General features: G+C 71.4%; 23 protein-coding genes. 10 read left to right on the top strand and 13 right to left on the bottom strand.

Annotated elements, in window-relative coordinates; all coding sequences use genetic code 11:
- The first annotated feature begins 149 nt into the window (after positions 1-149).
- The gene (locus AB0J72_RS53600; protein WP_363415255.1) at positions 150-1,169 is read left to right on the top strand and encodes a LacI family DNA-binding transcriptional regulator; all 1,020 of its coding nucleotides are present in this window, start codon (positions 150-152) and stop codon (positions 1,167-1,169) included.
- Positions 1,170-1,293: 124 nt separating this feature from the next.
- A complete protein-coding gene (locus AB0J72_RS53595; protein WP_363415252.1) occupies positions 1,294-1,587 on the top strand; it encodes a hypothetical protein in 294 nt (97 codons plus the stop codon).
- On the opposite strand, the gene AB0J72_RS53590 is transcribed toward AB0J72_RS53595, so the two are convergent.
- From AB0J72_RS53590 to AB0J72_RS53575, 4 genes are all read right to left on the bottom strand, one after another.
- Positions 1,512-2,204 carry an epimerase gene (locus AB0J72_RS53590; RefSeq protein ID WP_363415249.1) on the bottom strand — a complete coding sequence of 231 codons (693 nt, stop codon included), beginning with the start codon at positions 2,202-2,204 and terminating at the stop codon, positions 1,512-1,514. The genes AB0J72_RS53595 and AB0J72_RS53590 overlap by 76 nt on opposite strands.
- A gap of 177 nt (positions 2,205-2,381) precedes the next feature.
- Positions 2,382-3,299 carry an SDR family oxidoreductase gene (locus tag AB0J72_RS53585; RefSeq protein WP_363415246.1) on the bottom strand — a complete coding sequence of 306 codons (918 nt, stop codon included), beginning with the start codon at positions 3,297-3,299 and terminating at the stop codon, positions 2,382-2,384.
- 157 nt (positions 3,300-3,456) lie between these two features.
- Positions 3,457-4,167: a TetR family transcriptional regulator gene (locus AB0J72_RS53580; RefSeq protein WP_363415243.1), complete on the bottom strand. Its 711-nt coding sequence runs from the start codon at positions 4,165-4,167 to the stop codon at positions 3,457-3,459.
- Positions 4,168-4,321: 154 nt separating this feature from the next.
- Positions 4,322-4,774 carry a VOC family protein gene (locus tag AB0J72_RS53575; protein WP_363415240.1) on the bottom strand — a complete coding sequence of 151 codons (453 nt, stop codon included), beginning with the start codon at positions 4,772-4,774 and terminating at the stop codon, positions 4,322-4,324.
- A 217-nt stretch (positions 4,775-4,991) separates the two neighbouring features.
- On the opposite strand from AB0J72_RS53575, the gene xylB reads away from it, so the two are divergent.
- Complete coding sequence (gene xylB / locus AB0J72_RS53570) at positions 4,992-6,377, top strand: xylulokinase (protein ID WP_363415237.1); 1,386 nt, start codon at positions 4,992-4,994, stop codon at positions 6,375-6,377.
- 173 nt (positions 6,378-6,550) lie between these two features.
- Here xylB and AB0J72_RS53565 read toward each other — a convergent pair whose 3' ends face one another.
- The 6 genes from AB0J72_RS53565 to AB0J72_RS53540 all read right to left on the bottom strand — a co-directional run bounded on the left by AB0J72_RS53565 (position 6,551) and on the right by AB0J72_RS53540 (position 11,658).
- On the bottom strand, positions 6,551-7,300 hold the full coding sequence (locus tag AB0J72_RS53565; RefSeq protein WP_363415235.1) for a DUF2795 domain-containing protein: 750 nt from the start codon (positions 7,298-7,300) through the stop codon (positions 6,551-6,553).
- A gap of 183 nt (positions 7,301-7,483) precedes the next feature.
- Complete coding sequence (locus tag AB0J72_RS53560; RefSeq protein WP_363415232.1) at positions 7,484-8,098, bottom strand: hypothetical protein; 615 nt, start codon at positions 8,096-8,098, stop codon at positions 7,484-7,486.
- Complete coding sequence (locus tag AB0J72_RS53555) at positions 8,095-9,438, bottom strand: hypothetical protein (protein WP_363415229.1); 1,344 nt, start codon at positions 9,436-9,438, stop codon at positions 8,095-8,097. Before AB0J72_RS53555 ends, AB0J72_RS53560 begins: the two co-directional genes overlap by 4 nt.
- Complete coding sequence (locus AB0J72_RS53550; protein ID WP_363415226.1) at positions 9,435-10,232, bottom strand: ABC transporter ATP-binding protein; 798 nt, start codon at positions 10,230-10,232, stop codon at positions 9,435-9,437. The genes AB0J72_RS53555 and AB0J72_RS53550 overlap by 4 nt, the downstream gene beginning before the upstream one ends.
- Positions 10,233-10,252: 20 nt before the next feature.
- A complete protein-coding gene (locus AB0J72_RS53545) occupies positions 10,253-11,095 on the bottom strand; it encodes a zf-HC2 domain-containing protein (RefSeq protein ID WP_363415223.1) in 843 nt (280 codons plus the stop codon).
- On the bottom strand, positions 11,092-11,658 hold the full coding sequence (locus AB0J72_RS53540) for an RNA polymerase sigma factor (protein WP_363415220.1): 567 nt from the start codon (positions 11,656-11,658) through the stop codon (positions 11,092-11,094). Before AB0J72_RS53540 ends, AB0J72_RS53545 begins: the two co-directional genes overlap by 4 nt.
- A gap of 496 nt (positions 11,659-12,154) precedes the next feature.
- Here AB0J72_RS53540 and AB0J72_RS53535 point away from each other — a divergent pair, with 496 nt between their 5' ends.
- Entirely contained in the window at positions 12,155-12,706 is a 552-nt protein-coding gene (locus tag AB0J72_RS53535) for a hypothetical protein (RefSeq protein ID WP_363415217.1), read from the top strand.
- A 102-nt stretch (positions 12,707-12,808) separates the two neighbouring features.
- On the opposite strand, the gene AB0J72_RS53530 is transcribed toward AB0J72_RS53535, so the two are convergent.
- Positions 12,809-13,225: an MscL family protein gene (locus AB0J72_RS53530; RefSeq protein WP_363415214.1), complete on the bottom strand. Its 417-nt coding sequence runs from the start codon at positions 13,223-13,225 to the stop codon at positions 12,809-12,811.
- 600 nt (positions 13,226-13,825) lie between these two features.
- On the opposite strand from AB0J72_RS53530, the gene AB0J72_RS53525 reads away from it, so the two are divergent.
- From AB0J72_RS53525 to AB0J72_RS53510, 4 genes are all read left to right on the top strand, one after another.
- A complete protein-coding gene (locus AB0J72_RS53525) occupies positions 13,826-14,806 on the top strand; it encodes a DUF2804 domain-containing protein (RefSeq protein ID WP_363415211.1) in 981 nt (326 codons plus the stop codon).
- A 156-nt stretch (positions 14,807-14,962) separates the two neighbouring features.
- A complete protein-coding gene (locus tag AB0J72_RS53520) occupies positions 14,963-16,759 on the top strand; it encodes a M1 family metallopeptidase (RefSeq protein WP_363415209.1) in 1,797 nt (598 codons plus the stop codon).
- 232 nt (positions 16,760-16,991) lie between these two features.
- Positions 16,992-17,870, top strand: coding sequence for a slipin family protein (locus AB0J72_RS53515; RefSeq protein ID WP_363415206.1), 879 nt, complete (start codon positions 16,992-16,994; stop codon positions 17,868-17,870).
- Between the two features lie 175 nt (positions 17,871-18,045).
- Complete coding sequence (locus AB0J72_RS53510; RefSeq protein WP_363415203.1) at positions 18,046-18,936, top strand: NAD(P)-binding domain-containing protein; 891 nt, start codon at positions 18,046-18,048, stop codon at positions 18,934-18,936.
- Positions 18,937-18,999: 63 nt separating this feature from the next.
- On the opposite strand, the gene AB0J72_RS53505 is transcribed toward AB0J72_RS53510, so the two are convergent.
- Positions 19,000-20,547: an alkaline phosphatase D family protein gene (locus AB0J72_RS53505; RefSeq protein WP_363415200.1), complete on the bottom strand. Its 1,548-nt coding sequence runs from the start codon at positions 20,545-20,547 to the stop codon at positions 19,000-19,002.
- A gap of 318 nt (positions 20,548-20,865) precedes the next feature.
- Here AB0J72_RS53505 and AB0J72_RS53500 point away from each other — a divergent pair, with 318 nt between their 5' ends.
- Both AB0J72_RS53500 and AB0J72_RS53495 read left to right on the top strand, forming a co-directional pair.
- On the top strand, positions 20,866-22,185 hold the full coding sequence (locus AB0J72_RS53500) for a discoidin domain-containing protein (protein ID WP_363415198.1): 1,320 nt from the start codon (positions 20,866-20,868) through the stop codon (positions 22,183-22,185).
- A 48-nt stretch (positions 22,186-22,233) separates the two neighbouring features.
- Positions 22,234-23,445, top strand: coding sequence for a heparin lyase I family protein (locus AB0J72_RS53495; RefSeq protein ID WP_363415195.1), 1,212 nt, complete (start codon positions 22,234-22,236; stop codon positions 23,443-23,445).
- A gap of 21 nt (positions 23,446-23,466) precedes the next feature.
- On the opposite strand, the gene AB0J72_RS53490 is transcribed toward AB0J72_RS53495, so the two are convergent.
- Positions 23,467-23,757 (bottom strand): helix-turn-helix transcriptional regulator (locus AB0J72_RS53490; RefSeq protein ID WP_363415192.1); only part of this gene is annotated, 291 nt, incomplete at its 5' end.

Here is a 23,757-nt window from a genome sequence, read left to right as displayed (position 1 = left end):
CCACGTCGGAAGATCAGCGAACCGGTTCGCGAATCGGTTCGAGGGGAAGATACGCCCGGCCCGCAGATGGGTCAAGCCCTGCCCTACCGCGTTGACAGCGTCGCGCGGACCGGTCTACGGTCGTTTCGAACCGATTCGCTGGGAGGGTCATGAACATCGGCGAGATCGCCCAGCGCGCCGGCGTCGCCCGCAGCACCGTCTCCTACGTGCTGAGCGGCAAGCGCACGGTGTCCGACCCCATCCGGCAGCGGGTCCTCGCCGTCATCGAAGAGCTCGACTACCGACCGAATGCGGCAGCTCGCGCGCTGAAGGAAGGCCGGACCAGGACGCTGGGACTGGTCATCCCGCCGGCGACGCAACGCCTCACCGACATGCAGCTCAGCTTCGTCGCCAGCGTCGTGGAAGCCGCCGCGCACGCCGACTTCGACGTCCTGCTCTCACCGTCCGGCGGCGACCACGACCGCTCCTTCGAACGCATCGTCACCGGCCGCCGCGTCGACGGCGTCCTGCTCATGGAGATCCGCCTCGAGGACGATCGGGTCACCCGCCTCCAGCAGACCGGCCTGCCCTTCGTCACCATCGGCCGCACCGCCGACCCGCACGACATGTGGTGGGTCGACATCGACTACACCATCCTCATCGCGCGCTGTGTGCACCACCTCGCCGACCTCGGCCACCGGCACATCGCCTTCATCAACCGCTCGACCGAGCTCGTCGCCGCCGGCTACGGCCCCGGTCACCGTGCCCTCACCGGCTTCCGGGAAGCCGTCTCGGAGCGTGGCCTGACCGGCGTCGACGCCTGCTGCCCTGACGAGGCGACGGCGGGCGAAACCTGCCTCGGACAACTCCGCGCAGACCACCCACGCACGACGGCGGTCGTCACCATCAACGAGGCCGCCCTCCCCGGCATCCAGCGCGCGCTCGAACGGGCGGGCCTCGATGTGCCGGCCCGCTTCTCCGTCACCGGTGTAGCCGCCCGCCACTGGGCCGAGGACTTCCGCCCGCCGCTCACCGCGGCCGACGTACCGACGCTGGACATGGGCGCCGAAGCCGTCGAACTGCTCCTGGCACGCATCGCCGAGCCGGAGGCATCGCCTCGGCAGCTCCTGCACGCTCCGCCGATCTCGCTGCGAGCCAGCACCGGACCCGTTCCGCGCAACCCAGGCTGATCTGACCTGGCGAGTACCCCACGGCTGGCCGGCACCGCCTTGCTGCTCGGTGTCGTCCGGTTCGGGTTCGGCGGCGTCGCCGCACCGCTGGTCGGGCTCGCCGGCCGTCAAGGAACCGACCCCGATGGGCCACGAGCACGTCGGCGTCTCCCACGGCAGCGAGCTTGACGGCCAGGACCCGTTCTTCTCCCACGTCCACCTGCACGGCTGGCCCGCACCCGTCCGCGAATACCTGCCGCGCCTGCTCGACCTGATCCTCGGCGGCGGCATAAACCCCGGCAAGGTCTTCGACCTCGAGCTCCCCTATCAGACGGCTACCACCGGGCAGGCAGGACTTCTGCGTCAGCGCGGCATTCCTCGCCCGGGCAAGGCGTCGATCGCGACGATGTCGCGGTTTTCAAGGACGTGGCGGGGATAGCCGTCGCGGGCAAGGTGCAGAACAACCTGGCCCATCTGTCTGGTGCTGGTCATGAGGACGGGCGTGAGGCGCAGCATGCGGGCGATCAGGGCGATCGCGGGCAGGGCGGGGACGAAGATCCGGTACGCCGTGGTCTTGGACTGTTTGCCGTGCAGCGGCTCGACGAAGCCGGGGCGCAGCGCGTAGCCGTTGGGGAAGGTCTTGATGATGGCGTTCTCGGTGCGGCCTTTGACTCGGGCCCAGCGGCTGCGACCTCGTTCGGTGCTGTCGGTGCCGCCGCCGGAGACGTAGACGAAGGTCAGGTCGGGGTTGATCGTGGCGAGGGTACGGGCGGCGGCCACGGTGTAGTCGTAGGTGATGCGTTCGTAGTCCTGGGCGTTGACCGTGCTGGAGGAGACGCCGAGGGCCCAGAAACACGCATCGGCGCCGGCCAGGTCGTCGCTGATCGTGGTGAAGTCGCTGAAGTCGTCGTGGACGACCTGGCGCAGCTTCGGGTGGGCCAGGTCGAGCAGTGTTCTGCCGACGGTGACGACTTCGGTGACGTCGTCGGCGTTCAGGCTTTCCTGGATGAAGCCGTCGCCGACGAGGCCGCTGCCGCCGAACACCACTACCTTCACGATGGTTACTCCTCGACCGATGATGATTGCAGCGAACGGTTACCTGATCCGGCTGGGCGGCTGGTGCCGCTCGGGCGGAGCGCATGGCCTGCCGCGGGTCTCGGCGCGTCGAGGAGCTCGCGACGCCTCCGCGCCGGGCGCGGAAGCCGGGAAGAGGCCTGCAAGGGTGCGATGTGGTCAGGGCTCGGTGGGGAGGCGGAGGCCGGTGAGGCGCTCGGACTCGGCCCACAGCCGGGCGCGGACCTGCTTGTCCAGGGCTCGGCCGGTCGGCTTGGCCTTGATGGTGGGGCCGACCAGGCCGGCCCAGCGGGGGCCGTAGTAGCCGCCCGCGACCGCGGCGGGGCTGGTGGCGGCGTACAGCAGGGGCTCGGCGCCTTGCTGCACCTCTTGGATCGGGGTCAGCCGGCCGGCGATGCGCAGGGCGAGCGGAGGCGTGCCGCCGCCGAGGTTCGGGCCGGACGACGCGATGTTCGTGCGGGTGTTGCCGGGGTGCGCGCCGGCTGAGAGCAGCGGCCAGCCACGGGCGGCGGCGATGTCGGCGAGGTGCAGCGCGAGCATCAGGTCGGCCAGCTTCGACTGCGCGTAGGCGGCGACCGGCCCGTAGCCGTGCTGGGATTGCAGGTCGTCGAGGTTGATCCGGCCGCGGGCGGCGGTGCCGCTGCTCATCGTGACCACCCGCGGCGCCCGCGCGGCGAGCACCAGTGGCAGCAGACGGACGGTGAGCGCGAACGGGCCGAGGTAGTTGCTGCCCAGCTGCAACTCGAACCCGTCTTTGGTCTGCGTGCGCCGCGGCACCATCATCACGCCCGCGTTGTTGAGCAGCAGGTCGAGCGGGCGGCCGCCGGTATTGAGGCGGTCGGCGAAGTCGCGGACCGAGGCGAGGTCGGCCAGGTCGAGGCGGTCCACCCGGACGTTCGCCTTCGGGTGCGCGGCGAGGATCTCGGTGCGCGCTTGCTCGCCCTTGGCGGTCGTGCGCACCGCGAGGACCACCTCAGCGCCGGCGCCGGCGAGCCGTTTGGCGGCCTCCTTGCCGGTACCGCTGTTCGCGCCGGTCACGACGGCGAGCTTGCCGTGTTGGCTGGGGACCTCGTACATGCCGAACTCCTAAAGACCGCTGGTCTGTACCAGGTCCAAAGGTAAGCGACCGGTGGTCTTTTGACAAGAGACCCCCGGTCTGTAAGATGCCGGGCAGGACGAAGACCGGCAGACCGGCCACGGCAGGCAGGGCGAGAGGGCTGCAGGTGCCTGCCGATTATCGATCTTCGCCGGCGATGTCGAAGGGGGCGGAGCCCACCGGGAGATTCTCCTGACGGGCGAGCAGACCCGAGATGGTCACGGCCAGGGCCTGCCGCAACAGATCGGTGAAGTCAGCACGCAGCGCGGCCAGTGAAGGGTCGGCGGCATACGCGGCGAGCATCGGCTCCGGTGGCTGGCTGTAGGGCCAAGCCGCGCCCGCGACGAGCGTGGTCATCGCAACGACCCGGGTCGCGTCCTGAGCGCCGAGCTCCGGAAGGTAGCGCAGGATGATCCGCGCCTGGGCCTCGATCGACCTGTGGGAAGCGCGCTTGTACGCCAACGCCACATCGGTGGAGACGTTGTGGTCGAGCACGGACGCCTGCGCGCTGTTGAGGTCGCACAGCACCGGGCGCCGGGCCAGCGTTTCAGCCACGACCGCGGCCAGCCGGTCCCCCCGCTCACGGACCGTGCCCTCCACCGGTTCGAGCACCTGCTCCAGCTCGGCCACCCACTCCTCGAGCTCGGCATTGAGCAGCTCAAGCAGGATCGCCTCGCGAGACTCGAAGTACCGCAGCACGTTGGACTTGGCCAGGCCGGTACGCCGGCTCAGCTCATTGAGGCTGATCTTGGCCATCGGCATCTCGGCCAGCATCACGGCCGCGGTGTTCAGGATCTGCCGGCGCCGCTCGGCCCGCTGCTCCTCGGTATGAGCGCGCTTGAAGTCCATGAAACCCAGCTTACAGACCACGGGTCTCTTGCCGGGCCGGGCCGCCTGTCGCCTCAGTACACAGGCGTGGTTGTGATGCACAGCGCGGCTGAGCCGGGCCAGACCCCGCGCCATGAGGCGATACGCAATCCCTGCGCATGAAGGCTGGGCCCGATCAACGTGGGAACGGGCCCAGCGGTGACCTGTCGCCCACGGACCAGTTGTGACCGAACGGGTCCGTGAAGCCGCCTTGACGGTGCGTCCCCCAGGGCACGCGGTGGTCCTCGATCGCCGCTCCGGCGACCGCACCGGCCGCGACGGCGCGCTCGATGAAGGTGTCGGGGTCGTCGACGAACACCTCGATGCGGGTGCTCGTGACCCCTGCCCGGCCGGGACTGGTCTCCGCAGGGTTCTCGGGATTGACCTCGTGCAGGAAGAAGGGGGCGCCGCCGATCTCAAGACCGGCCACGCCACCGAGGTTCCACAGCTCCGTCGCGCCCAGTGCGGTCCGGTACCAGGCGACTGCGGCGTCCGCATCGGAGACGATCAACATCACAGAGATCACCGGCGGTGCGACGGGCACCGTGTCGCCGGACACGGCGGAACGATCCTGCGGTTCCTCGGTCATACCCACAGCATGCCGGACATCGCCGGCAGCGTCTCCCAGTCCTGCCGACGGCCGACGCCAGGACAGGTTTGGAAGGTCATTGAACTAACCGCTTGATGTGCGTAAAGTCGGCATCAACCGCGAACAACGGAGGCACCGCCATGAGTGGCTTCACGCCTACTCCGCAGGCGCACGAGCGTCTCGACCAACTGGCCATGCAACCCCTGCTGGGCGTGCGATGACACTGGTTGCCGGGGTCGACACGTCTACCCAATCGACCAAGGTCGTGGTGTGTGACGCGGACACCGGCGAGGTGCTCCGCGAGGGCCGCGCGCCACACCCCGACGGTACCGAGGCCGATCCGCGCCTGTGGTGGGCCGCGTACGAGCAGGCCAGCGCCGGGCTGCTGGACGGTGTCGCCGCGATCGGCGTCGGCGGGCAGCAGCAGGGCATGATCTGCCTCGACGAGGCCGGCGAAGTGGTGCGTCCCGCCGTGCTGTGGAACGACACCCGCTCGGCGCGTGCCGCGGTCGACCTCACCGACGAGTTCGGCGGCCCGCAGGCGTGGGCCGACGCGGTCGGGCTGGTGCCGGTGGCCAGCTTCACGGTCACCAAGCTGCGCTGGTTCGCCCGCGCCGAGCCGGAGCTCGCGGCCCGGACGACCACGGTGCTGCTGCCGCACGACTGGCTCACCCACCGGCTGCGCGCGGACGGGGGCGAGCCGACGACCGACCGCGGCGAGGCCTCCGGCACCGGGTACTGGTCGCCGGCGACCGGGGAGTACCGCCGGGACCTGGTGCAGCTCGCCTTCGGCCGGGATCTGGTGTTGCCGCGGGTGGCCGGGCCCGCCGAGACGGTCGGTGAGACCGCGTCCGGCGCGGTGCTGGCCGCCGGCACCGGTGACACCATGGGCGCGGCCCTCGGCGTCGGCCTGCGGCCCGGCGACGTGGTGGTGTCGCTGGGCACCTCGGGGTGCGCGTTCGGGGTGAGCGAGGCTCCGATCGCCGACGCGAGCGGGCTGGTGGCCGGCTACGCCGACGCGACCGGCCGGTTCCTGCCGCTGGTGTGCACGCTCAACGCGGCCCGGGTGTTGAGCACCGTCGCCGGCTTGCTGGGCCGGTCGCTGGCCGAATTCGACGAGTTGGCGCTCTCAGCACCGCCGGGCGCGGGAGGGTTGACGCTCCTGCCGTACCTGGAGGGGGAACGTACTCCCAACCTGCCCGACGCGCGCGGTCTGCTCGCCGGGCTGACGCGGGCGAACGCGTCGGCGGCGAACCTGGCGCGGGCCACGGTGGAGGGCATGCTCGGCGGCCTCGCCGACGCCCTCGACGCGCTCCGCGCTCAGGGCACCCCGGTCGATCGGGTGCTGCTGATCGGCGGCGCGGCCAAGTCCCGCGCGGTACAGGCGGTCGCGCCGGCGCTGTTCGACGCGCCGGTGAGCGTGCCGAGCCCCGGCGAGTACGTCGCGCGCGGCGCGGCGCGTCAGGCGGCCTGGGCGCTGGCCGGCGGTGCCGAGCCGCCGCAGTGGCCTGTCACGGCCGAGGAGGTCGCCGCCGCCGGTACCCCGGAGGTGCACGAGCGCTACGTCGACGTCCGCCAACGGTCGCTGCGGCTGCTGACGTAACGGGATCGGGCGCCGGGGTGGTCGGGCGTACCGCTGCCGGGCGTGTCGGCCAACTCGCTCCGGGTCGACGGGCAGACATGGTCCCCACGGTGACCGGCTCGGGCGGCGCGGCACCACGGCGGCGGGGCCGCTCGTGGTGGCCGCGCGCGCCACCGGACGTCAGGCTGAATGACTCACTCGTCGCCCGTGCGCTTACGCCAGTCGCGCATCGCGTCGCGGATCTTGTCGAACACCGCGGTCGGCGGGCCGACCATGAGGTTGACGGCCGCGGACTCGCCAGCCGACGGGTGCGGGCGCGTCGGCACAACTGACTCGGCCGCCTCGAACGCGGCCGCCATCCGGCGCAGCCGGTCAATGTCGGCGTGCTGGCGCAGCTGCGCGAACTCCAGCCGCTCCTCCTGCGCCGCATGCGCCAGCACCGATTCGGCCAGGACGCCAAGGTGCCGGTCGAACTCCGGATGATCGATCCCCTGGTCGTAGAGGTCGGCGAGCGCCCGCTTCGACTCGGACTCCTCTTGAAGCCGTTCGCCGACCACCGAATCTCCGTTGGGAATCAGGTCACGCGCCGCCGGGTGCACGACCACTTCCTCGGCGTTCTCGTGCACGGCCAGCATCCGGACCAGATCGTGGAACAGCTGCTCCTTCTGCCCCGCCTGAGCAGAGCCGACGCGCATGAACATCTGCTTGATATCGGTATGCCGAGCGAGCAGGATCTCCACGATGTCGCGCTGTGTCGACGGCTCGCTGACGGCCTGGCTCACGTCGTTCGGTGAGGCGAACCGGTCACGGGAAAGTTCCTGCAAGGTCCGCACGACGTTGTCGTCGGCACCGTGCTCGCGAGCCTCCTCGACAAGACCCTGCTTGTTCGTCGGGTAGTGGACGTCGCCGAGGTACCGCTGGACCTCGATCGCGCTGGCAGTCATGCTCTAGCCACTACCCACCGGTGCATGCTCCAAGCCGAGGCCATGCCACGGAATCGCCTCGGGCCGGGACCTCACCGACCCCGGATGATTTCGCGTCTGCCCAGCTCAACAGCCGAGAAACGAGGAGCGCGCCCGGCGTCGGCTTGAGGCAGCTCTCTGCCGGATCCCGGCAGACGCAATCGCCTACTGGTCCATCGTCGCCTCGACTGGAGCGACCTGGGGGCCGACGCGGATCGCGTACGCGGCGACACCGGCCACGAGCAGCGTCGCGGCGGTGACGGTGGCGATGCGGTCGCCCGGTTCCTGCACCATCCACAGCGCCGCCTGCCGCCACCGCGGCCCGCCGGGGGCGACCATGAACGCGGCGAGGGCCGCCCACGCCACCGGCACCTGCCAGGCGGCGCGGGCGCCGGCGACGGCGGCGCCGAGGCCGATCACACCGATCAGTCCGGCCGTGTTGCGCAGCACGACCCCCACCGGGCCGAAGTCGGCGCCGAACGGGCGGGCGGCGAGCAGCAGGGCGACGACCACGACACAGCAGGCGACGAGGTGCGCCGCCCGGCGCGGTGGCCACGGCAGCGCGGCGGTCCGGTCCAGTGCCGGGTCCGGGCCGGCGAGGGTCGGGCCGAACGGCGCCGCCGCCATGGCGGTGGTGAGCACCGCGAGGCCGGCGGGCACGCCGGCACGGTCCATCATGCTGGACCAGGTGGCCACGACCAGCGCCACGGCGCCCGCCGAGCCGGCGACGGCGACCGGGACCCGGCGCGAACGCAGGTACAGTCGCAGCCCGCGGGTCACGGTGCGGCCTGACCGGTGAGGTACGGCATCAGGTCCTGCTCGCAGCGCGCCGCCGCGTCGCGCAGAGCGGTCACCCGGCGCAGCTGCTCGGCCCCGGGCAGCGCCCGCAACGCCTGCACGCCGGTCCGCACCTCGGGCTGGTACTTGTCCGCGTAGTCGAAGCCGGACCACGAGTCCCACAGCCGGACGGTGTCGGTGTCCAGCAGCCACGCGGCGGCGACGGCCTGGGCCACGTCGTCGCTGCCGTGGCCGCACCCGGACCAGCGGGTGCCGCCGCCCATGACGATGCTCTCCGCGACGTCGGGGTCGCGGCCGGTGCCGGGGTCGACCTCCAGTTGGAACTGCACGGTGCCAGGCGGCGGTTTCGGCCGGAACCACTGTTCGCTGTCGTTCTCGCCGATGGTGTCCAGCCGCAGCTCGACCGCGCGGGTCGGCGCGCCGGGCAGCTTCGCGAGGGCGCGCAGGGCGCGGCGGGCGTCGGCGGAGACGCCGGGCAGCAGGTGGGCGTGCGCGGCGGTGACGCAGACCTGCGGGGTGCCGTCGGCGCAGACGTACCGGTACGCGCCGGCGTCCAGCTGCCAGATCCCGGCCGGGCCCGGGCTCGCGATGAGGACCAGACCGGCGATGCCGGCGGCGAGGCCGGCGAACCCGCCCGCGCGCCACAGACCCGACGCGCCCGCGGCGAGCAGGACGCCGGTCAGCAGCAGCCCGGCGCCGAGGGCGAGGTGGCTCAGCAGCAGGCGGCTGGACGTCGTCTCCCACACGGTGTCCGGCGGCCAGGAGATCATCAGGGAGAGGTTGCCGAGCCGGTCGTCGCCGTGTGCGATCTCCGCCGCGCCGACCTGCACGACCAGCACGGCGGCGGCGAGCAACGGCGGCACCACCGGCGCGGACCAGCGCCGGCCGGCGGCCATGCCCGTCCAGGCCGCGCCGACGAGCACCAGCGCGTCGACCAGCGCCGCGCCGGCGCCACGCAGCCCCAGGTACGTGCCGGCGAGCAGGGCCGCGCCGGCGGCCAGGACGAGCAGGTGCGCGGCCGCGACGGCGATGCCGAGCGCGCCCATCGCCGGCAGCGCGCGCTGCCAACGGGGGCGCCCGGTGCTCAGCAGCAGGTCCTCGGCGCGGGTGCGGCGGTCCCGGCGGCCGAGGACCGCGCCGCCGGCCAGCGCGAGTGGCATCAGGATGAACATGCCGGTGGTGTGCACGTAGCCGAAGCGCAGCCACTGGCCCTGCCAGAAGGTGTACATGCTGGCGGCGGACAGCCCGCCGACCACGACCAGCAGCACGGCCACGGCCGGGGCGTTGGATCGGCGCAGCTCGGTGCGCAACGGCCGGATCATGCCGCGTCCCGGTGCCGGTGCAGCAGGACCGAATAGCCGCGCTCGGCCGGGCTGTCACCGACGCCGCCGGTCTCACCGTGCCGGATCAGGTCGGCGGGCACGCCCTGGAAGACCAGGCCGCCGTCGTCCATCAGCACGACGTCGGTGCAGGCGGCGACCACGTCCTCCACGAGGTGGGTGGAGACCAGCACGCAGCTGTCGACGCCGAGCTCGCGGATCAGCTCACGGAACTCCACGCGCTGCTCCGGGTCCAGCCCGACGGTCGGCTCGTCCAGCAGCAGCAGGTCCGGCTCGTTGACGATCGCCTGCGCGATCCCGGCGCGGCGCAGCATGCCGCCGGACAGGGACTTGAGCTTGGCGTCAGCGCGGTCGGTGAGCCGCACCCGGTCGATGGCCTGTTGCGCGGCGGCCGGCACCGCCGAGGACGGCATCTCCCGCAGCCAGGCCATGTACTCCACGGCGTCGCGGACGGTGAAGCGGGGGTAGAAGCCGAACTGCTGCGGCAGGTACCCGAGCCGGGCCCGCACGGGACGCAGCGCCCGGCCCGCGGTGGCGTCGATGCCCAGCAGCCGCAGCGTGCCGCGGTACGGGCGGACGACCGTGGCCAGGGCCCGCATCAGCGTGCTCTTGCCGGCGCCGTTGGGGCCGAGCAGCCCGTGCACGCCGGTGCCGAGGCGAAGGTCGAGGCCGTCGACGGCGAGGTGCCGGCCGGCTTTCACCGCCAGTCCGGCCGCCTCGATGGGCCAGGCATGCCGGCTCGGTGCCACCTCGTCGGCGCTCACTGCGCGTACCAATGTCGTCTCCTTTGTACAGGTCAGCGCCAGGTGGCGGGGTTTCGCAGGTGGTCGGCGCGCAGTGCGGTCAGCAGCGCCAGCACGACGGCGGCGGCGGCCCACGCGGGCATGGTCTCGGCCCGGATCAGGGCCTCCGCCGGCGCCGTGGCGGACGCGCTGTCGTGACCGAACGTCACCGCGCCGGCCGCCGCCAGCCAGCCCCCGCCGAGCAGGGCGGCCGCGAGCGGCACGCCGATGCGGCTGCCGAGCAGGAGCGTCGCGGCGGTGAACGTCAGGCACGGCAGCAACCACAGCGCCGGGTTGCGGCCCAGCGCCAGCCCCGCCACCGTCAGCGGCGGCAGGACCAGGGCGAGGACGGCGAGGGTACGGCGCAGCAACAGCTCCAGCCCGGCCCGGGCGGTCCCGGCGATCGTCTCCCAGGCCGGGTTGGCCCGGTGGGACCACGTGACCGCCAGTCCCGCGAGGGGCGCGACCGGCGCCAGCAGCAGCACCACCGAGGGCCGGTCGGGATAGTTCCAGTCGAGCAGGACGGCGGCGAGGATCGCGCTGCACGTCATGGCGGCCCAGCCGAGCACGGACCAGCCGGTCCACCGCAGCCGCCACCGTCGCAGCCGCCCCTGCAGCGGCGACCGGGGCACCGGCCGCGGTCCGCTGCGCGCCTGGGCGAGGATCGTGGTGCGGGTGTCGTCCAGCAGCGCCCGCAGCGGCGGGGCCGCCAGCTCGGCCAGCCGCGCCCGGCACTGCGCGCACCGCTCCAGGTGCACCTCGAGCGTCCAGGTGGTGGCGGGGTCGGGGCCGAGGGTGCCGGCGGCGTACGCGGCGAGGGCCGCCGGTGCGACGTGGGGTGCGACGTGCGCGGTCATGTCAGCGCCTCCCGTAGCGCGGTGCGGGCGCGCCGCGCCCGGCTCTTCACGGTGCCCTCCGGCAACCCCAGCAGGATCGAGGTCTCGCGCACGGTGAGCCCGTCCAGGACCATCGCGGCCAGGACCGCCCGCAGCTCCGGCGCGAGGCTGTCCAGCGCCGCGCCGAGCTCCAGGCCGATCGACCCGGCGAGGGCCTCGTCCTCGGCGGTCGGCGCGCTGCGCTCGGGCAGCACCTCCGTCGGCACCTCCTGCAGGCGGGACCGCCGGCGCAACGCGTCGACGAGGCGGCGTGCCGCGATCGTCCAGATCCAGCCGACGGCCGTGCCGCCCGGCGCGTCCGCCCCGCCGGACTGCCGCAGCCCGGTGAACGAGCCGGCTGCCCGCCACACCGTCAGGTAGGTGTCCTGCAGCACCTCGGCGACGATGCCGTCGTCGCCGCAGCGGCGGCGCAACCGGATCGCCAGCCAGGGCGAGGTCCGCCGGTACAGCTCGTCGAACGCGTCCAGATCGGCGCGCGCGACCCGCCGCAGCAGCCGCTCCTCGTCCTGATCACTTCCTCCCACGTCTAGATGGTCGACCGCGAGGCACCCGGCGGATCACCAAACGACGTGACCTGGGTCACTTACACATTGCCGCGAGCCCGCAGGACAGCCCTTGCCTGTCCGCGAGGAGGTGAGAACTGGTTGGGACACCACTGAAGCAGGCAGTACCTGGTTGGGACACCACTGAAGCAGGCAGTACCTGGTCGGACCACTACCGGTCCGGCGGCGCCTGGGAGACGGTCCTCTGGGGCCGAACGACTAGCAACGACGAACCAGGCGTCGCAGGCGTTCGTGAGATCAGCCTGGCACAGTCCGACCAGAGACGACCGGGAAGATCGTCATCTGGAGCCGATCGACCAGGCCCGCCGCGCACCATCGCCCGGCTCAGCGACGGGCTTGCCTGCGAGCGCAGCGGCACGTCGAAGTCCCCCGAGGACAAGCTCGCCCAGATCGACCGCAAGTCCCGCAACGGCGCTACTGTCGACCTCGGTCTTCCCGCCGTCAGAGACGAGCAACGTTGAACGACACAGAACGCGACGAACCGACCCGGGATATCAGCACCCGGCCCCTCGAAGACCTCGAAGACCTCGAAGACCTCGAAGACCACGCTGCCACCCAGCACGGCCACGAGTTGGAACAAGTCCGCGTCGTCGCCCAGGCCAACGCCGGCCGACCCGACCAACCGCGCCAGGTCCGCCTACGCTGGGCCAAGCTGTCCTTGAACGCCAACGAACGGCTACACGGCGAAGGCCCGTGGGATCGGGCCCGCATGCTCGGGCACAACTTCCTGCTCCGCGCCTGGGTCATCGAGCATCTCGGCTCTGATACGGACCCGGACTGGAACCCCGAGATCCTCGCCGCCGACACCCTCGCAGCGCTCACCCTCGATCCCACCCATGCTCGCACGATGTCCGCAGGCTGGCGCGACCTCCCGATCGAGCAGATAGACGAGCTACGCAGACAGAAGAACCTGACAGCCCATTTGGACAGACTGGTTGACATCCTGCAGCCCGGACCAACCAAGGACCGGCTCGTCGCCTGGGTAGAGGTGCGCGAATTGCTGCCGTGAACCATCGCCCCAGCGACCCGGCGATGAGCACCTCGACCAGCTCTGCCTGCTGTCCCGGCGAAAGCCACGCCGGGAAACCCGGCGGCCGTCGCATCCGCAGCTTTAGAGGGCGGCCAAGTCGCTCGTGCAGTGCGGGCAGCGGACCGCGCTCGCCGGCACGTCCTCCATCCGGCAGTTCGGGCAGGTCTTGGTCGGGGGCGGGTCGCCGAACACCGTCTTGCCGCGCCTGTGCATGTACGCCCGGTACGGCACCACGATCAGGTAGTAGATGACGGCCATGAAGATGACGAAGTAGATCAGGGCGCCGATGAACGCACCCAGGTCGATCCGCTGGCCGTTCACGGTCCAGCCGATGCCCTTGCCCGTCGCGCCGCCGCCTGCCGCCGCGTTGACCAGCGGCGTGATGATGCTGTCGGTGAAGGACTTGATCAACGTACTGAAGGCCAGCGCGACCACCAGACCGACGGCGACGACGATCAGGTCGCCCTGCATCAGGAAGTTCTTGAAGCCCTTCAACATCCGCACCCCCGTGTGGCCGCTGCTCGGACCTCTCTACCGAGCCGGCGCCGACCTAAACCAGCAAACGCGGCGACGGCGGCCGCGTGATCAGCGGTCAGGTCCCGTGCCGCCTGCTCGGCTACCTCCGCGCAGCGTGTCGCGCAGGGAACGCCCGGCGGACGCCAAGAGCTGATTCGAACGCGGCCAGGGCGTGTGGTGCGGCGGCGAGGCGGGCGGTCAGGGCAAGGTCCACGGTGCGACCTCCTGAGCCTTCGCCTGCTGTGAGTCAGGCGCGCTCGGCAACCGCAGCGCCAGAGCAGAACGCCACCCGGCCTGGATCCAGTTCCGACAAGCTGGGGTCCGCGGCGCCCGGCGCCACCCGCATCTGCTGGCACGTCGCCGTATCGAGCTCAGCGGCGACGCTGACCTCCACAGCGGCGGTTCCACCCGGCAAACCCCTCGAGCGACACCGGCGCCCGAGGTGGTCAACCGCAACTTCACGGCGACCGCGCCTCCGCGCTGGTCGCGCGTCCACGGCCAAGTCCGAGCGGCTCCCACCAGACCCAGCATCCGACCCGAACTGCTCCGTCGCCTGCTCGTCAAGGCGGCTACGCTGCCCTCGTGACGCACGAGAAGGAGATCGTCGAGCCGGTCGACCTGTGCCTGCCGAACGGGCGGCTCAACCCCGCGGCGGTCGGCTGGACCCGCCGGCCGCTGCACCGGGCGAACCTGCGTGGCTGGGGAAGGGCCAAGCGCTGGGAGTACTGGGGGATCGTCACGCCCACCCACATCGTCGGCCTCGTCGCATCGTCGCTGGACTACGCCGGCGTGCACGGCGTCTACGTGCTCGACCGCGCAACGAAGGTCGAGGTCAGCAAGGACGCGGTGGTCCTCTTCGCCCGCGGCGCCGTGCTGCCGCCCGTCAGCGGCGCGGGCACCGCGAGCGTGCGCGGCGCCGGCCTGTCGATCGACATCGACCAGACCCCCGAGGGCAGCACGATCCGCGCCACCGCACCCGGCGTCGAGATCGACCTCATCGTGCCGCTGCCGCCCGGCCACGAGTCGCTCGGCGTCGTGGTCCCGTGGAGCGCGCGCCGGTTCCAGTACACGGTCAAGGACGTCGGCCGTCCGGTGCACGGCTCCCTGCGGGTGAACGGCACGGCGCACGCCGTGGCCGGGGAGGACTCGTTCGCCGTGCTCGACCACGGCCGGGGCAAATGGCCGTACGCGATCCGGTGGAACTGGGCGGCCGGCAGCGCGCCGGGCGTGTCGATCCAGCTCGGCGGCAAGTGGACCGACGGAACCGGCTCGACCGAGAACGCGCTCTTCGTCGGCGGGCGGCTGCACAAGCTCGGCGCCGAACTGCGCTGGAGCTACGACCGCCGCGACTGGCTGCGGCCGTGGCGGATCAGCGGCGACCGGGTCGAGGTGGAGTTCCACCCGTTCCACGAGAAGATCGCGCGCACCAACCTCGGCATCGTGGCCAACGAGACCCACCAGTGCTTCGGGCACTTCTCCGGCTGGGTCCAGGCGGACGACGGCGGCCGGGTGAGCCTGGACGGCCTGGTCGGGTGGGCCGAGGAGGCGCACAACCGCTGGTAGCGCAGCCGGGCGTTGACCTGCCGGACCACCTCCTCGGGGAGTTTGACCACGCGCCGGTCGTAGGTGAGCAGGCCGTTGAGCTCATCGTCCACGTCGGACAGTTGCGTGTAGACGGTCGCGCTCAGCCCGGCCGGGATCGCGGGCACGATCTGCTCGGTGTGCAGCCGCGTGAAGGCGTCGCCCAACTCCTCGGCGGTCCGCCGACGCAACCGCGACGCCTTGCAGGCAGCTGGATATCAGGTCGTCGAGTCCGCCGTCGCCCATGACGCCACCCTGACCGTCGATGAACTCGTCGGCGGACTGTTCTCGGTCATGTCAGCCGACGAGCTGCCGCCACAGCGCCGGAGCCCGCACCCGTGCAACCTCGTCGATGCTTCAACGGTCCTTCCGAATGACGACATCCACGAGACCACGGGGGGTACATCGATGGGAAGACGTCTTGCCGCGGCGAGCCTCGCCACGCTGCTCGGGCTCGCGCCGGTGGCACCGGCCGCGGCCGCCGCACCCGTGACCTTCACCCCGGGCGCGCCCGGGCTCGGCGACCCGCACTACCCGCTGTCGGGCAACGGCGGCTACGACGTGCGCCACTACGACCTCGACGTGCGCTACGCCCCGGCCACCGACGAGCTGACCGGCCACGCCACGATCCTCGCCGCCGCCACTCAGCACCTGTCCCGCTTCGACCTCGACCTGACCGGCCTGGCCGTCGACGCGATCCGCGTCAACGACCGTCCCGCGGCCTGGACCCGCGACGGCGGTGAGCTGGTCATCACCCCGGCCCGGGGCCTGCGCGAGGGGCAGCCGTTCACCGTCGACGTGCGCTACCACGGGGTGCCGGTCCGGTACAGCTACCCGAGCGACATCCCCGGCGAGCCGGCGTACGAGTACGGCTTCATCCGCACCGACGACGGCGCGATCATCGCCGGCGAGCCGGAGTCCGCGACGCTGTGGTTCCCGGTGAACGACCACCCGCGGGACAAGGCGACCTATTCGATGCGCCTGACGGTGCCCGAGGGGCTGACCGCGATCGGCAACGGCGTGCCGCTCGGCTCGTCCACCCGCGACGGCTGGACGACGTGGCGGTGGGCGGCGCTCACCCCGGTCGCCAGCTACCTGAGCACGATGGCGGTCGGCCGGTTCCGCGTCGATCAGCACCTGCACGACGGGCGGCCGACTGTGATCGCCGTCGACGCCGCGCTCGCCCCGGAGGTCGCCGACCCGGTCGTCGGACGCACCGACGAGATCACCGACTACCTGGAGACCCTGTTCGGCGCGTACCCGATGGAGGCCAACGGCGCGATCGTCGACCGGGCCGACACGCTGTGGTTCGCGCTGGAGACCCAGACCCGGCCGACGTACCCCGCCTCGTACTTCACGTCCGGCACCAGCAGGTACCAGGCGACGGTCGTCGCGCACGAGCTCACCCACCAGTGGTTCGGCGACAGCGTGTCGGTGGCCAACTGGTACGACACCTGGCTCAACGAGGGCTTCGCCACCTACGGCGAGTGGATGTGGGGCGAGCACGACGGCTGGTTCACCGTGCAGCACGAGTTCAACCAGTTCTACGAGTTCCCGATCGACCACCCGTTCTGGGCGCCCGCCTACGATCCGGCCGGTGAGCGGCCGTGGGGGCTCTCGGCGTACACCCGCGGCGCCATGACCCTGCACGCCCTGCGGATGCACGTCGGCGACGCCACGTTCTTCCGGATCCTGCGCACGTGGGCAGCGGAACGCCGGTACGCCAACGGTTCCACCGAACAGTTCGCCGCGCTCGCCTCCCGCGTCGCCGGACGGGACCTGCGGCCGTTCATCATGGACTGGCTCGCCGGCCCGCAGAAGCCTCCGAACCCGGACCCGGCACCGGCGGCGCTCGCCGCCCCGGCGACGACCGGCGGGGGCTGCGCACCGCCGACGGGCCTTCCACCCCGCATCATGGCGGGCTGCGGCCGATGATCGGTGCCGCACCGCCGTCACTCGTTGATGCCGGTGCGGCCGCACCGGCCGGGTCGATGGACCGGGCCGGTGCCCGCCAGGCGCGGGGTCAGTCGAACAGCTTGTCGACCGCGGCGGGTGCCGCGGGCGGAGCGAGGCGCTACACGACGCCGCGGCACATCGAAGCGCACCACGCACGCCGCGTTATAGTGACCGTGGAGACCTAGATGCGCACGGATGGTGGCGACATGCCATGGGTCCATTACTCATCACGGTGCTGCTATTGACGATGGCCGGGTTTGTGGCCAGCGTCCGGATCGTCCGGCAGTTCGAGCGTGGTCTGATTTTCCGGCTCGGCCGTCTGCGGGACACGACGCGTGGGCCCGGCCTGACCCTGATCGTGCCGTTGCTGGACCGGCTGCAGAAAGTGAACCTGCAGATCGTCACCATGCCGGTCCCGGCACAGGACGGCATCACCCGGGACAACGTGACCGTCACAGTCGACGCGGTGGTGTACTTCCGGGTCACTGACCCGGTCCGCGCCGTCGTCAACGTGCAGGACTACATGTTCGCGGTCCTCCAGGTGGCACAGACGTCGTTGCGCTCGATCATCGGCAAGAGCGACCTCGACGAGCTGTTGACCAATCGCGAGCGGCTCAATCAGGGCCTGGAGGTCATGATCGACAGCCCGGCGATCGATTGGGGCGTCCACATCGACCGGGTGGAGATCAAGGATGTCTCGCTGCCGGAGTCGATGAAACGCTCGATGTCCCGGCAAGCCGAGGCGGAGCGCGAACGGCGCGCGCGGATCATCACCGCGGACGGTGAGCTGCAGGCGTCGCACAAGCTCGCCGACGCCGCGGCCACGATGGCGCAGACGCCGACCGCGTTGCAATTGCGGCTGTTGGAGACGGTGGTCGAGGTGGCGGCCGAGAAGAACTCGACGCTGGTCCTGCCGTTCCCAGTCGAACTGCTGCGCTTTCTGGACAAGCCGGAGTCGGCGCGAGTCCCGGCCCCGGCATCAGAGACGGAGCACGCCACCGAGTTGTCCGAATCCACGCCGCGCGCCAGCCTGCGCGGCCGCGAAATGGGCAACCCGAGCTTCGACGCCGCGCCCATCGCAAGGACGTAGAGCGGCACCGTTGCTTGATTGATCGGGTGACCTGTACCGGGCGGGCTTGCCCAGGCGATCTTTGTGGTGAATCGGTGTGCTCCGGTACATCGGCGGCGGTGCGGCGGGTACGCGTTCCGAATCATCAGGACGCTGTAGTGCCAGGTGCCGAGCGCTCTGCACGAGGAGGAATGCCATGGTCGCTGTCGGTTTCGTCGGCCTTGGGGACATGGGTTCTCGCATGGTTCCCCATCTGTTGCGCGCCAACCACCGGGTGGGTGTCTTCGACGTCGTGCCGGGGCGGATTGATGCGATGACGGCGCTGGGGGCCGTCGGGGCCGACAGCCCGGCGGCAGCAGCCCGTGACGCTGATGTGGTGATGAGTGCCGTGATGTCCGCCGACATACCGGGGGCACATCTGGGGGAGGGTGGCATTCTCGCCGGAATGCGACCCGGAGCAGCCTTGGCCGTCCTGTCGACCACGACTCCGGCCATGCTGCAGTCGCTCGCATCGCAGATGCCGGCAGGCGTTCACCTCGTCGACGCTCCGCTCATCGGTGGCGTGCGGTACGCCTCGGAAGCCACGCTGACCGTGCTGCTGGCGGGCTCCGACGACGCGACGGCCTTGGCCGAGCCGATCCTGGACGCTTTTGGGCAGGTCGTTCGTGTCGGGCCGCTCGGATCCGGCGTGGCTTACAAACTGATCACCAATGTGGTCGTCATGGCTGCCGAGGCGGGGCTGCGTGAAGCCCTCGACCTGGCTGACGTTCTGGGTGGTTCGTACCAGACCACGCTCGATCTGCTGGCCCGCGGTCCGATGGCGGCGGTGGTGAAACGTGCGTTGGATCGCGACAATCCGCGTGCCCTTCGCGACTCTGCCGTCGACTTCGATGTGCTGCTGGCTGCCGGCGGAGAAGACAACCTGCCGATCTCGGCGGCCGGGCGTCGCCGTCTCTGGGCCGCTACGGAAGCCACTTCTCCGCCGCCCGTCTTCGTAGATTTGACCTCCCACGCCACAGCCCTTCCAAGGTTCCGCAACGAGCCAAGACGAGGACAAGCAGGCGAACCGGGTCTGCACAGCGAATAGGATTGCCGCCATCCCGGACCCCGGCGCCGCGCGGTTTCCGGGCCGCGCCGGGGTCCGGGGCCGTCAGGCCGTGTCCGCCTGGGCGCCTGGCCGCCCGTTCTCCACCACGAAGCTGGCCCGGGTGGAGACCGGCGCCCCCGACTGGGTCACGAACGGCACGATCCGGTAGTCGGTGCGCATCTGGTCGTGGGTGAGCAGGCAGCGCACGTATCCGCGGCGCGCGTTGTAGAACTTCATGTGCGGGTTGCTGGCGAGCCACTCGGTGCCACGCGTGTCCATGTCGGACCCGTCGCCGCCGGAGGTGATCGACGTGCCGAGGAACTCGACCCCGACGGTGCGTGAGGACTGGTCGTCGAAGTTCTGCTTCAGGTCGGCGACCATGCTGCAGTGGGCGTCGCCCGTGACGACCACCATGTTCCGCACGCCGCGCTCGACGACGCCGTCGAAGAGGCGCTGCCGGGCCGCCGCGTAACCGTTCCAGTTGTCGTCCGGCAGCTTCTTGCCGGGGCCGGGGTCTCGGTCGGCCTGGGCGATCACGGTCTGGTTGCCCAGCACGTTCCACCGGGCCGTCGAGGCGCTCAGGCCGTCGAGCAGCCACTTCTCCTGCGTGGCGCCGAGCATCGTGCGCGACGGGTCGTCCATCTCGGCGGGCACCTGGTCCGAGCGGTACTGCCGGCCGTCGAGGATGTTGAACTGGGCGAGGTTGCCGTAGGTGAGCCGCCGGTACAGGCGCATGTCCGACCCCTGCGGGATGTTGGCGCGGCGCAGCGGCAGGTGCTCGTAGTAGGCCTGGTACGCGAACGCACGGCGCTGACGGAAGCTCTCCGGCGACTGCGTGGGGTCCTCGGAGACGTCGCCGGCGTAGTTGTTCTCCACCTCGTGGTCGTCCCACGTGACAGCCCAGGGGAACCGGGCGTGTGCGAGCTGCAGGTCCGGATCGGTCTTGTACTGGGCGTGCCGGATGCGGTAGTCGGCCAGCGAGAAGATCTCGGCGGCGGGCAGGTGCGGGCGGCCGAGCGTGCCGGCGGCCGGGCCCTCGTAGATGTAGTCGCCGAGGTGCAGCACCAGGTCGAGGTCCTCGTCGGCCAGGTGGCGGTAGGCGGTGAAGTGCCCGGTCGGCAGGTTCTGGCAGGACACGAAGGCGAAGGCGAGCTGCCGCCGGTCCGCGCCGTACGCGGGTGCGGTGCGGGTCCGCCCGATCGGGCTGAGGTGCTTGCCGACCCGGAACCGGTAGTAGTACTCCCGGCCGGGGCGCAGGCCGGTGACCTCGACGTGGACCGAGTGGCCCAGCTCCGGGGTGGCGTGCTCGGCACCGGCGCGGACCACGTTGTGGAACCGCTCGTCCTCGGCGACCTGCCAGTTCACCGGTACGACCCGCCGCGGCATGCCGCCGAGTCCGTCGACGGCGACCGGGTCCGGCGCCAGGCGGGTCCACAGGACTACCCCGTCCGGCAGAGGGTCGCCGGAGGCGACGCCGAGCGTGAACGGGTTGTCGGCAAGGCGCGGGTCGGCCCACGCGGGTGCCGCGGAGAATCCGGCGACGGCGGCCGCTGCGCCGGCTCCGGCCGCACCCGTCAGTCCGAGGAATGTGCGTCGGTGGAGTCTGGCCACAAGAGGCTCCTTTCAAGGTGGTGCGATGTGCCAGGCCGATGCTTCGGGACCGAGGTTGCGGACAAATGGCACCGCGATGACCCGCAGCGCAATGACACGCACCCATCCAGATGCCACCGAACGCGGACCGTGACCGACCCACGGGTCGCCGATGCCGGCCCGCCGGGCCCGATCGTCCACGGCGAGTCGTGCCAGGTCGGTCATTTGAGTGTCATTTACTCATGTGCCCGAATCGGAGCACCTCGATCCTGATCCTGTCGGTGACCGCTCGCCCGCGCGGTGTCGCGGGGCGGTCGACTCCGCCGTGCAGGAGGCACCATGCTCCGTCGACCCCTGTTCGTCCTGTTCACGATCGTCGTGGTGTTCGCGGCCGCGGCTCCCGCACGGGCCCGGCCGCCGGCCGATCCGCTTGCCGGATCGGCCGTGGCCGGCTGCGGCACGCGGCAGACGCCGTCGGTGGTCAGCGCCAGCACGTACGAGGACATCAACCCACCCGCCCATGCCGTCGACGGGAATCCGGACACCCGCTGGTCCGGCTACGGCTTCGGCGCCTACCTCCAGCTCGAACTGCCCGCCCGGGCCACCCTGTGCGCGGTGCAGGTGGCGTGGTTCCGCGGTGACGAGCGCTGGAACGACTACACCGTCTACACGTCCGCGGACGGCACGACGTACCGCAACGTCAACGCGGGCCGCAGTACCGGCACCACGCGGGCGATGGAGACCTACGCGTTCACCCCGCACGAGGCGCGCTTCGTCCGGATCGCCTTCTGGCAGAACGCCGAGCAGCATCTGTGGGCCAGCATCAGCGAGGCCGCGGTCCTCGGTGTCGACGCCACAGGTGGCCCGCAGACCGTCGTGGCGGTCGGTGACATCTCGCAGACGTGCGTGGCCGCCGACTGCCCGACCGCCCGTACGGCGGCGCTGACCGGGCAGATCAACCCGGCGCGCATCCTCGGGCTGGGCGACCAGCAGAACGGCAACGACACCTATGAGGACTTCCTGCGGTACTTCGACAAGACGTGGGGGCCGTTGAAGGGACGGTTCCACCCCACGCCCGGCAACCACGAGTACGAGGTGACCGGCGCCGACGGCTACTTCCGCTACTTCGGCCCGGCGGCGAAGCCCCAGGGAGCCAGCTGGTACAGCTTCGACCTCGGCAACTGGCACATCGTGTCGCTCAACTCGGAGTACGACCGCAACGAGGGCGGCGCCCAGCTGGCCTGGCTGCGGGCCGACCTGGCCGCGACCACCAAGCCCTGCATCGCCGCCTACTGGCACCGGCCGAAGTTCAGCTCCGGCAGCGGCCACGGCAACTTCCCCAACGTGAAGCCGTTCTGGGACGCGCTGTACGCCGCCGGCGCCGACCTGGTTCTCAACGGCCACGACCACGACTACGAGCGGTTCGCGCCGCAGCGCCCCGACGGCGTCGCGGCCCCGGCCGGCATCCGCGAGTTCGTCGTCGGCACCGGCGGCGCGGGCCTGCGCCCGTTCGGCACCACCGTCGCCAACAGCGAGCGGCGTATCGCCGGCACCCACGGCGTCCTGCGCCTCGACCTCGGCACGAACGACTACGCGTGGCGGTTCGTCGACGTCGACGGCGCCACGCGCGATCAGGGTGGCCCGGTCGCCTGCCACTGAGCCGCCCGACACCTTCGACAGCGAACACCCACAGAGGAGGTACCCCCGATGACATCACGATGGCGGCCGCTGCTGGCGCTGCTGGCGTGCGGTCTGGCCACGGCCGGACTGGCGCTGGTGTCGCCCGCAGCCCAGGCCGACCCGGCCGGCGTGTTCGAGACGCTCAACTTCGAGGATCCGGCCGACCGCACCGTGCCCCCGCCCGGCTGGATCAAGCAGGCCGCCCGCACCGATTCGATCCAGATCGTCAGCGACGTGAAGCGCGACGGCGGATACGCCGCCAAGTTCGACCTCAAGAAGGACGACGCGATCGTCTCCAACGGCAAGCGCTCCGAGCTCACCCAGTACGACAACCAGCCGGCCAACGTCGAGCGGTGGTACGGGTTCAGCATCTACCTGCCCACCTCGTGGGTGTACGACCGGTCGCCGGAGATCGTCAGCCAGTGGCACCAGTGCGACGCGGCCCGGTGCACCGGCGGCTCCCCGCCGCTGGCGCTGATGACCGAGAAGGGCCGGTGGATGCTCGACATGCCGCTGCGCTCGCAGAAAGTGGACCTCGACGCCTACAGCACGGGCACCTGGACCGACTGGGTGTTCCACGTCGTCTGGCGCACCGACGGAGGCGGGATGCTGGAGGTGTGGCGCAACGGCGTGTACAAGTTCGGCTTCCAGGGCCGCACGCACGCCGACTCGCAGGGCTCGCCGTACTTCAAGTTCGGCATCTACAAGTGGGACTGGAAACCCGGCAGCACGAACCCGTCGGACACCACGCAGCGGACCATGTACTACGACGCGCTGCGCCTCGGCGACCAGCGCGCCACGTTCGCCGATGTCGACCCGGCCCGCTCCGGCGGCGGCCCCTGCAACCGCGCGCAGCCGGTGGCGGGGGTGTCGGCCAGCACCTATGAGGCCGTCAACCCGCCGCAGAACGCGGTCGACGGCAACCTGACGACGCGCTGGTCGGGTTCCGGTTTCGGGGCGTTCCTGACGGTCGATCTGGGTGCTCAGCGGAGCATCTGTGGTGCCGGGGTGGCGTGGCATCGTGGTGACGTGCGGTGGAACGACTACACGATCTACACGTCGGTCGACAACGTGACCTACGTGAAGGCGTGGGAGGGCCGCAGCAGCGGCAAGACGTTGCAGCCCGAGGTCACCACGTTCCCGGCCCGGCAGGCCCGCTACGTGAAGTACGCGTGGTGGAACAACGCCGAGGGCAACGGCTGGGCCAGCATCACCGAGGCGACCGCGCTCAGCCAGTGACGCGGCGGCCGGCGGCGGGCCTCACCCGCCGCCGGCGGCCAGCGGGGCGAGCGCGAGCCGTTCGGCGAGGTGCCGGCGGCTGCCGATCGCCAGCTTCGTGTAGGACAGTTGCAGCAGGTTGCCCACGGTGCGCACCGAGATGCCGAGCCGCTGCGCGATCTCGCCGTTGCGCAGCCCCGCGGCGGCGAGCTCGCAGACCTCCCGCTCCCGGGCGGTCAGCCGGGCGGAGGCGGTGGGGGACGGCAACCACGGCGGCGCGTGGCCGGCGCAGCGCTCGGCCGCCCGCTGCCGCGCCCGGTTCGCCGCCGCCGG

The sequence above is a fragment of the Dactylosporangium sp. NPDC049742 genome, assembly GCF_040674675.1.
In the GTDB taxonomy this organism is placed as follows: Bacteria; Actinomycetota; Actinomycetes; order Mycobacteriales; family Micromonosporaceae; genus Dactylosporangium; species Dactylosporangium maewongense.
The sequence above is the reverse complement of the archived record's forward strand: the minus strand, read 5'-3'. Positions and strand labels throughout refer to the sequence as shown.

Coding starts and splice junctions, on each gene's coding strand:
- AB0J72_RS53600 (WP_363415255.1), top strand. CDS start 150: ATGAACATCGGCGAGATCGCCCAGCGCGCCGGCGTCGCCCGCAGCACC.
- AB0J72_RS53595 (WP_363415252.1), top strand. CDS start 1,294: ATGGGCCACGAGCACGTCGGCGTCTCCCACGGCAGCGAGCTTGACGGC.
- AB0J72_RS53585 (WP_363415246.1), bottom strand. CDS start 3,299: ATGTACGAGGTCCCCAGCCAACACGGCAAGCTCGCCGTCGTGACCGGC.
- AB0J72_RS53580 (WP_363415243.1), bottom strand. CDS start 4,167: ATGGACTTCAAGCGCGCTCATACCGAGGAGCAGCGGGCCGAGCGGCGC.
- AB0J72_RS53575 (WP_363415240.1), bottom strand. CDS start 4,774: ATGACCGAGGAACCGCAGGATCGTTCCGCCGTGTCCGGCGACACGGTG.
- xylB (WP_363415237.1), top strand. CDS start 4,992: ATGACACTGGTTGCCGGGGTCGACACGTCTACCCAATCGACCAAGGTC.
- AB0J72_RS53565 (WP_363415235.1), bottom strand. CDS start 7,300: ATGACTGCCAGCGCGATCGAGGTCCAGCGGTACCTCGGCGACGTCCAC.
- AB0J72_RS53555 (WP_363415229.1), bottom strand. CDS start 9,438: ATGATCCGGCCGTTGCGCACCGAGCTGCGCCGATCCAACGCCCCGGCC.
- AB0J72_RS53545 (WP_363415223.1), bottom strand. CDS start 11,095: ATGACCGCGCACGTCGCACCCCACGTCGCACCGGCGGCCCTCGCCGCG.
- AB0J72_RS53530 (WP_363415214.1), bottom strand. CDS start 13,225: ATGTTGAAGGGCTTCAAGAACTTCCTGATGCAGGGCGACCTGATCGTC.
- AB0J72_RS53515 (WP_363415206.1), top strand. CDS start 16,992: ATGGGTCCATTACTCATCACGGTGCTGCTATTGACGATGGCCGGGTTT.
- AB0J72_RS53510 (WP_363415203.1), top strand. CDS start 18,046: ATGGTCGCTGTCGGTTTCGTCGGCCTTGGGGACATGGGTTCTCGCATG.
- AB0J72_RS53500 (WP_363415198.1), top strand. CDS start 20,866: ATGCTCCGTCGACCCCTGTTCGTCCTGTTCACGATCGTCGTGGTGTTC.
- AB0J72_RS53495 (WP_363415195.1), top strand. CDS start 22,234: ATGACATCACGATGGCGGCCGCTGCTGGCGCTGCTGGCGTGCGGTCTG.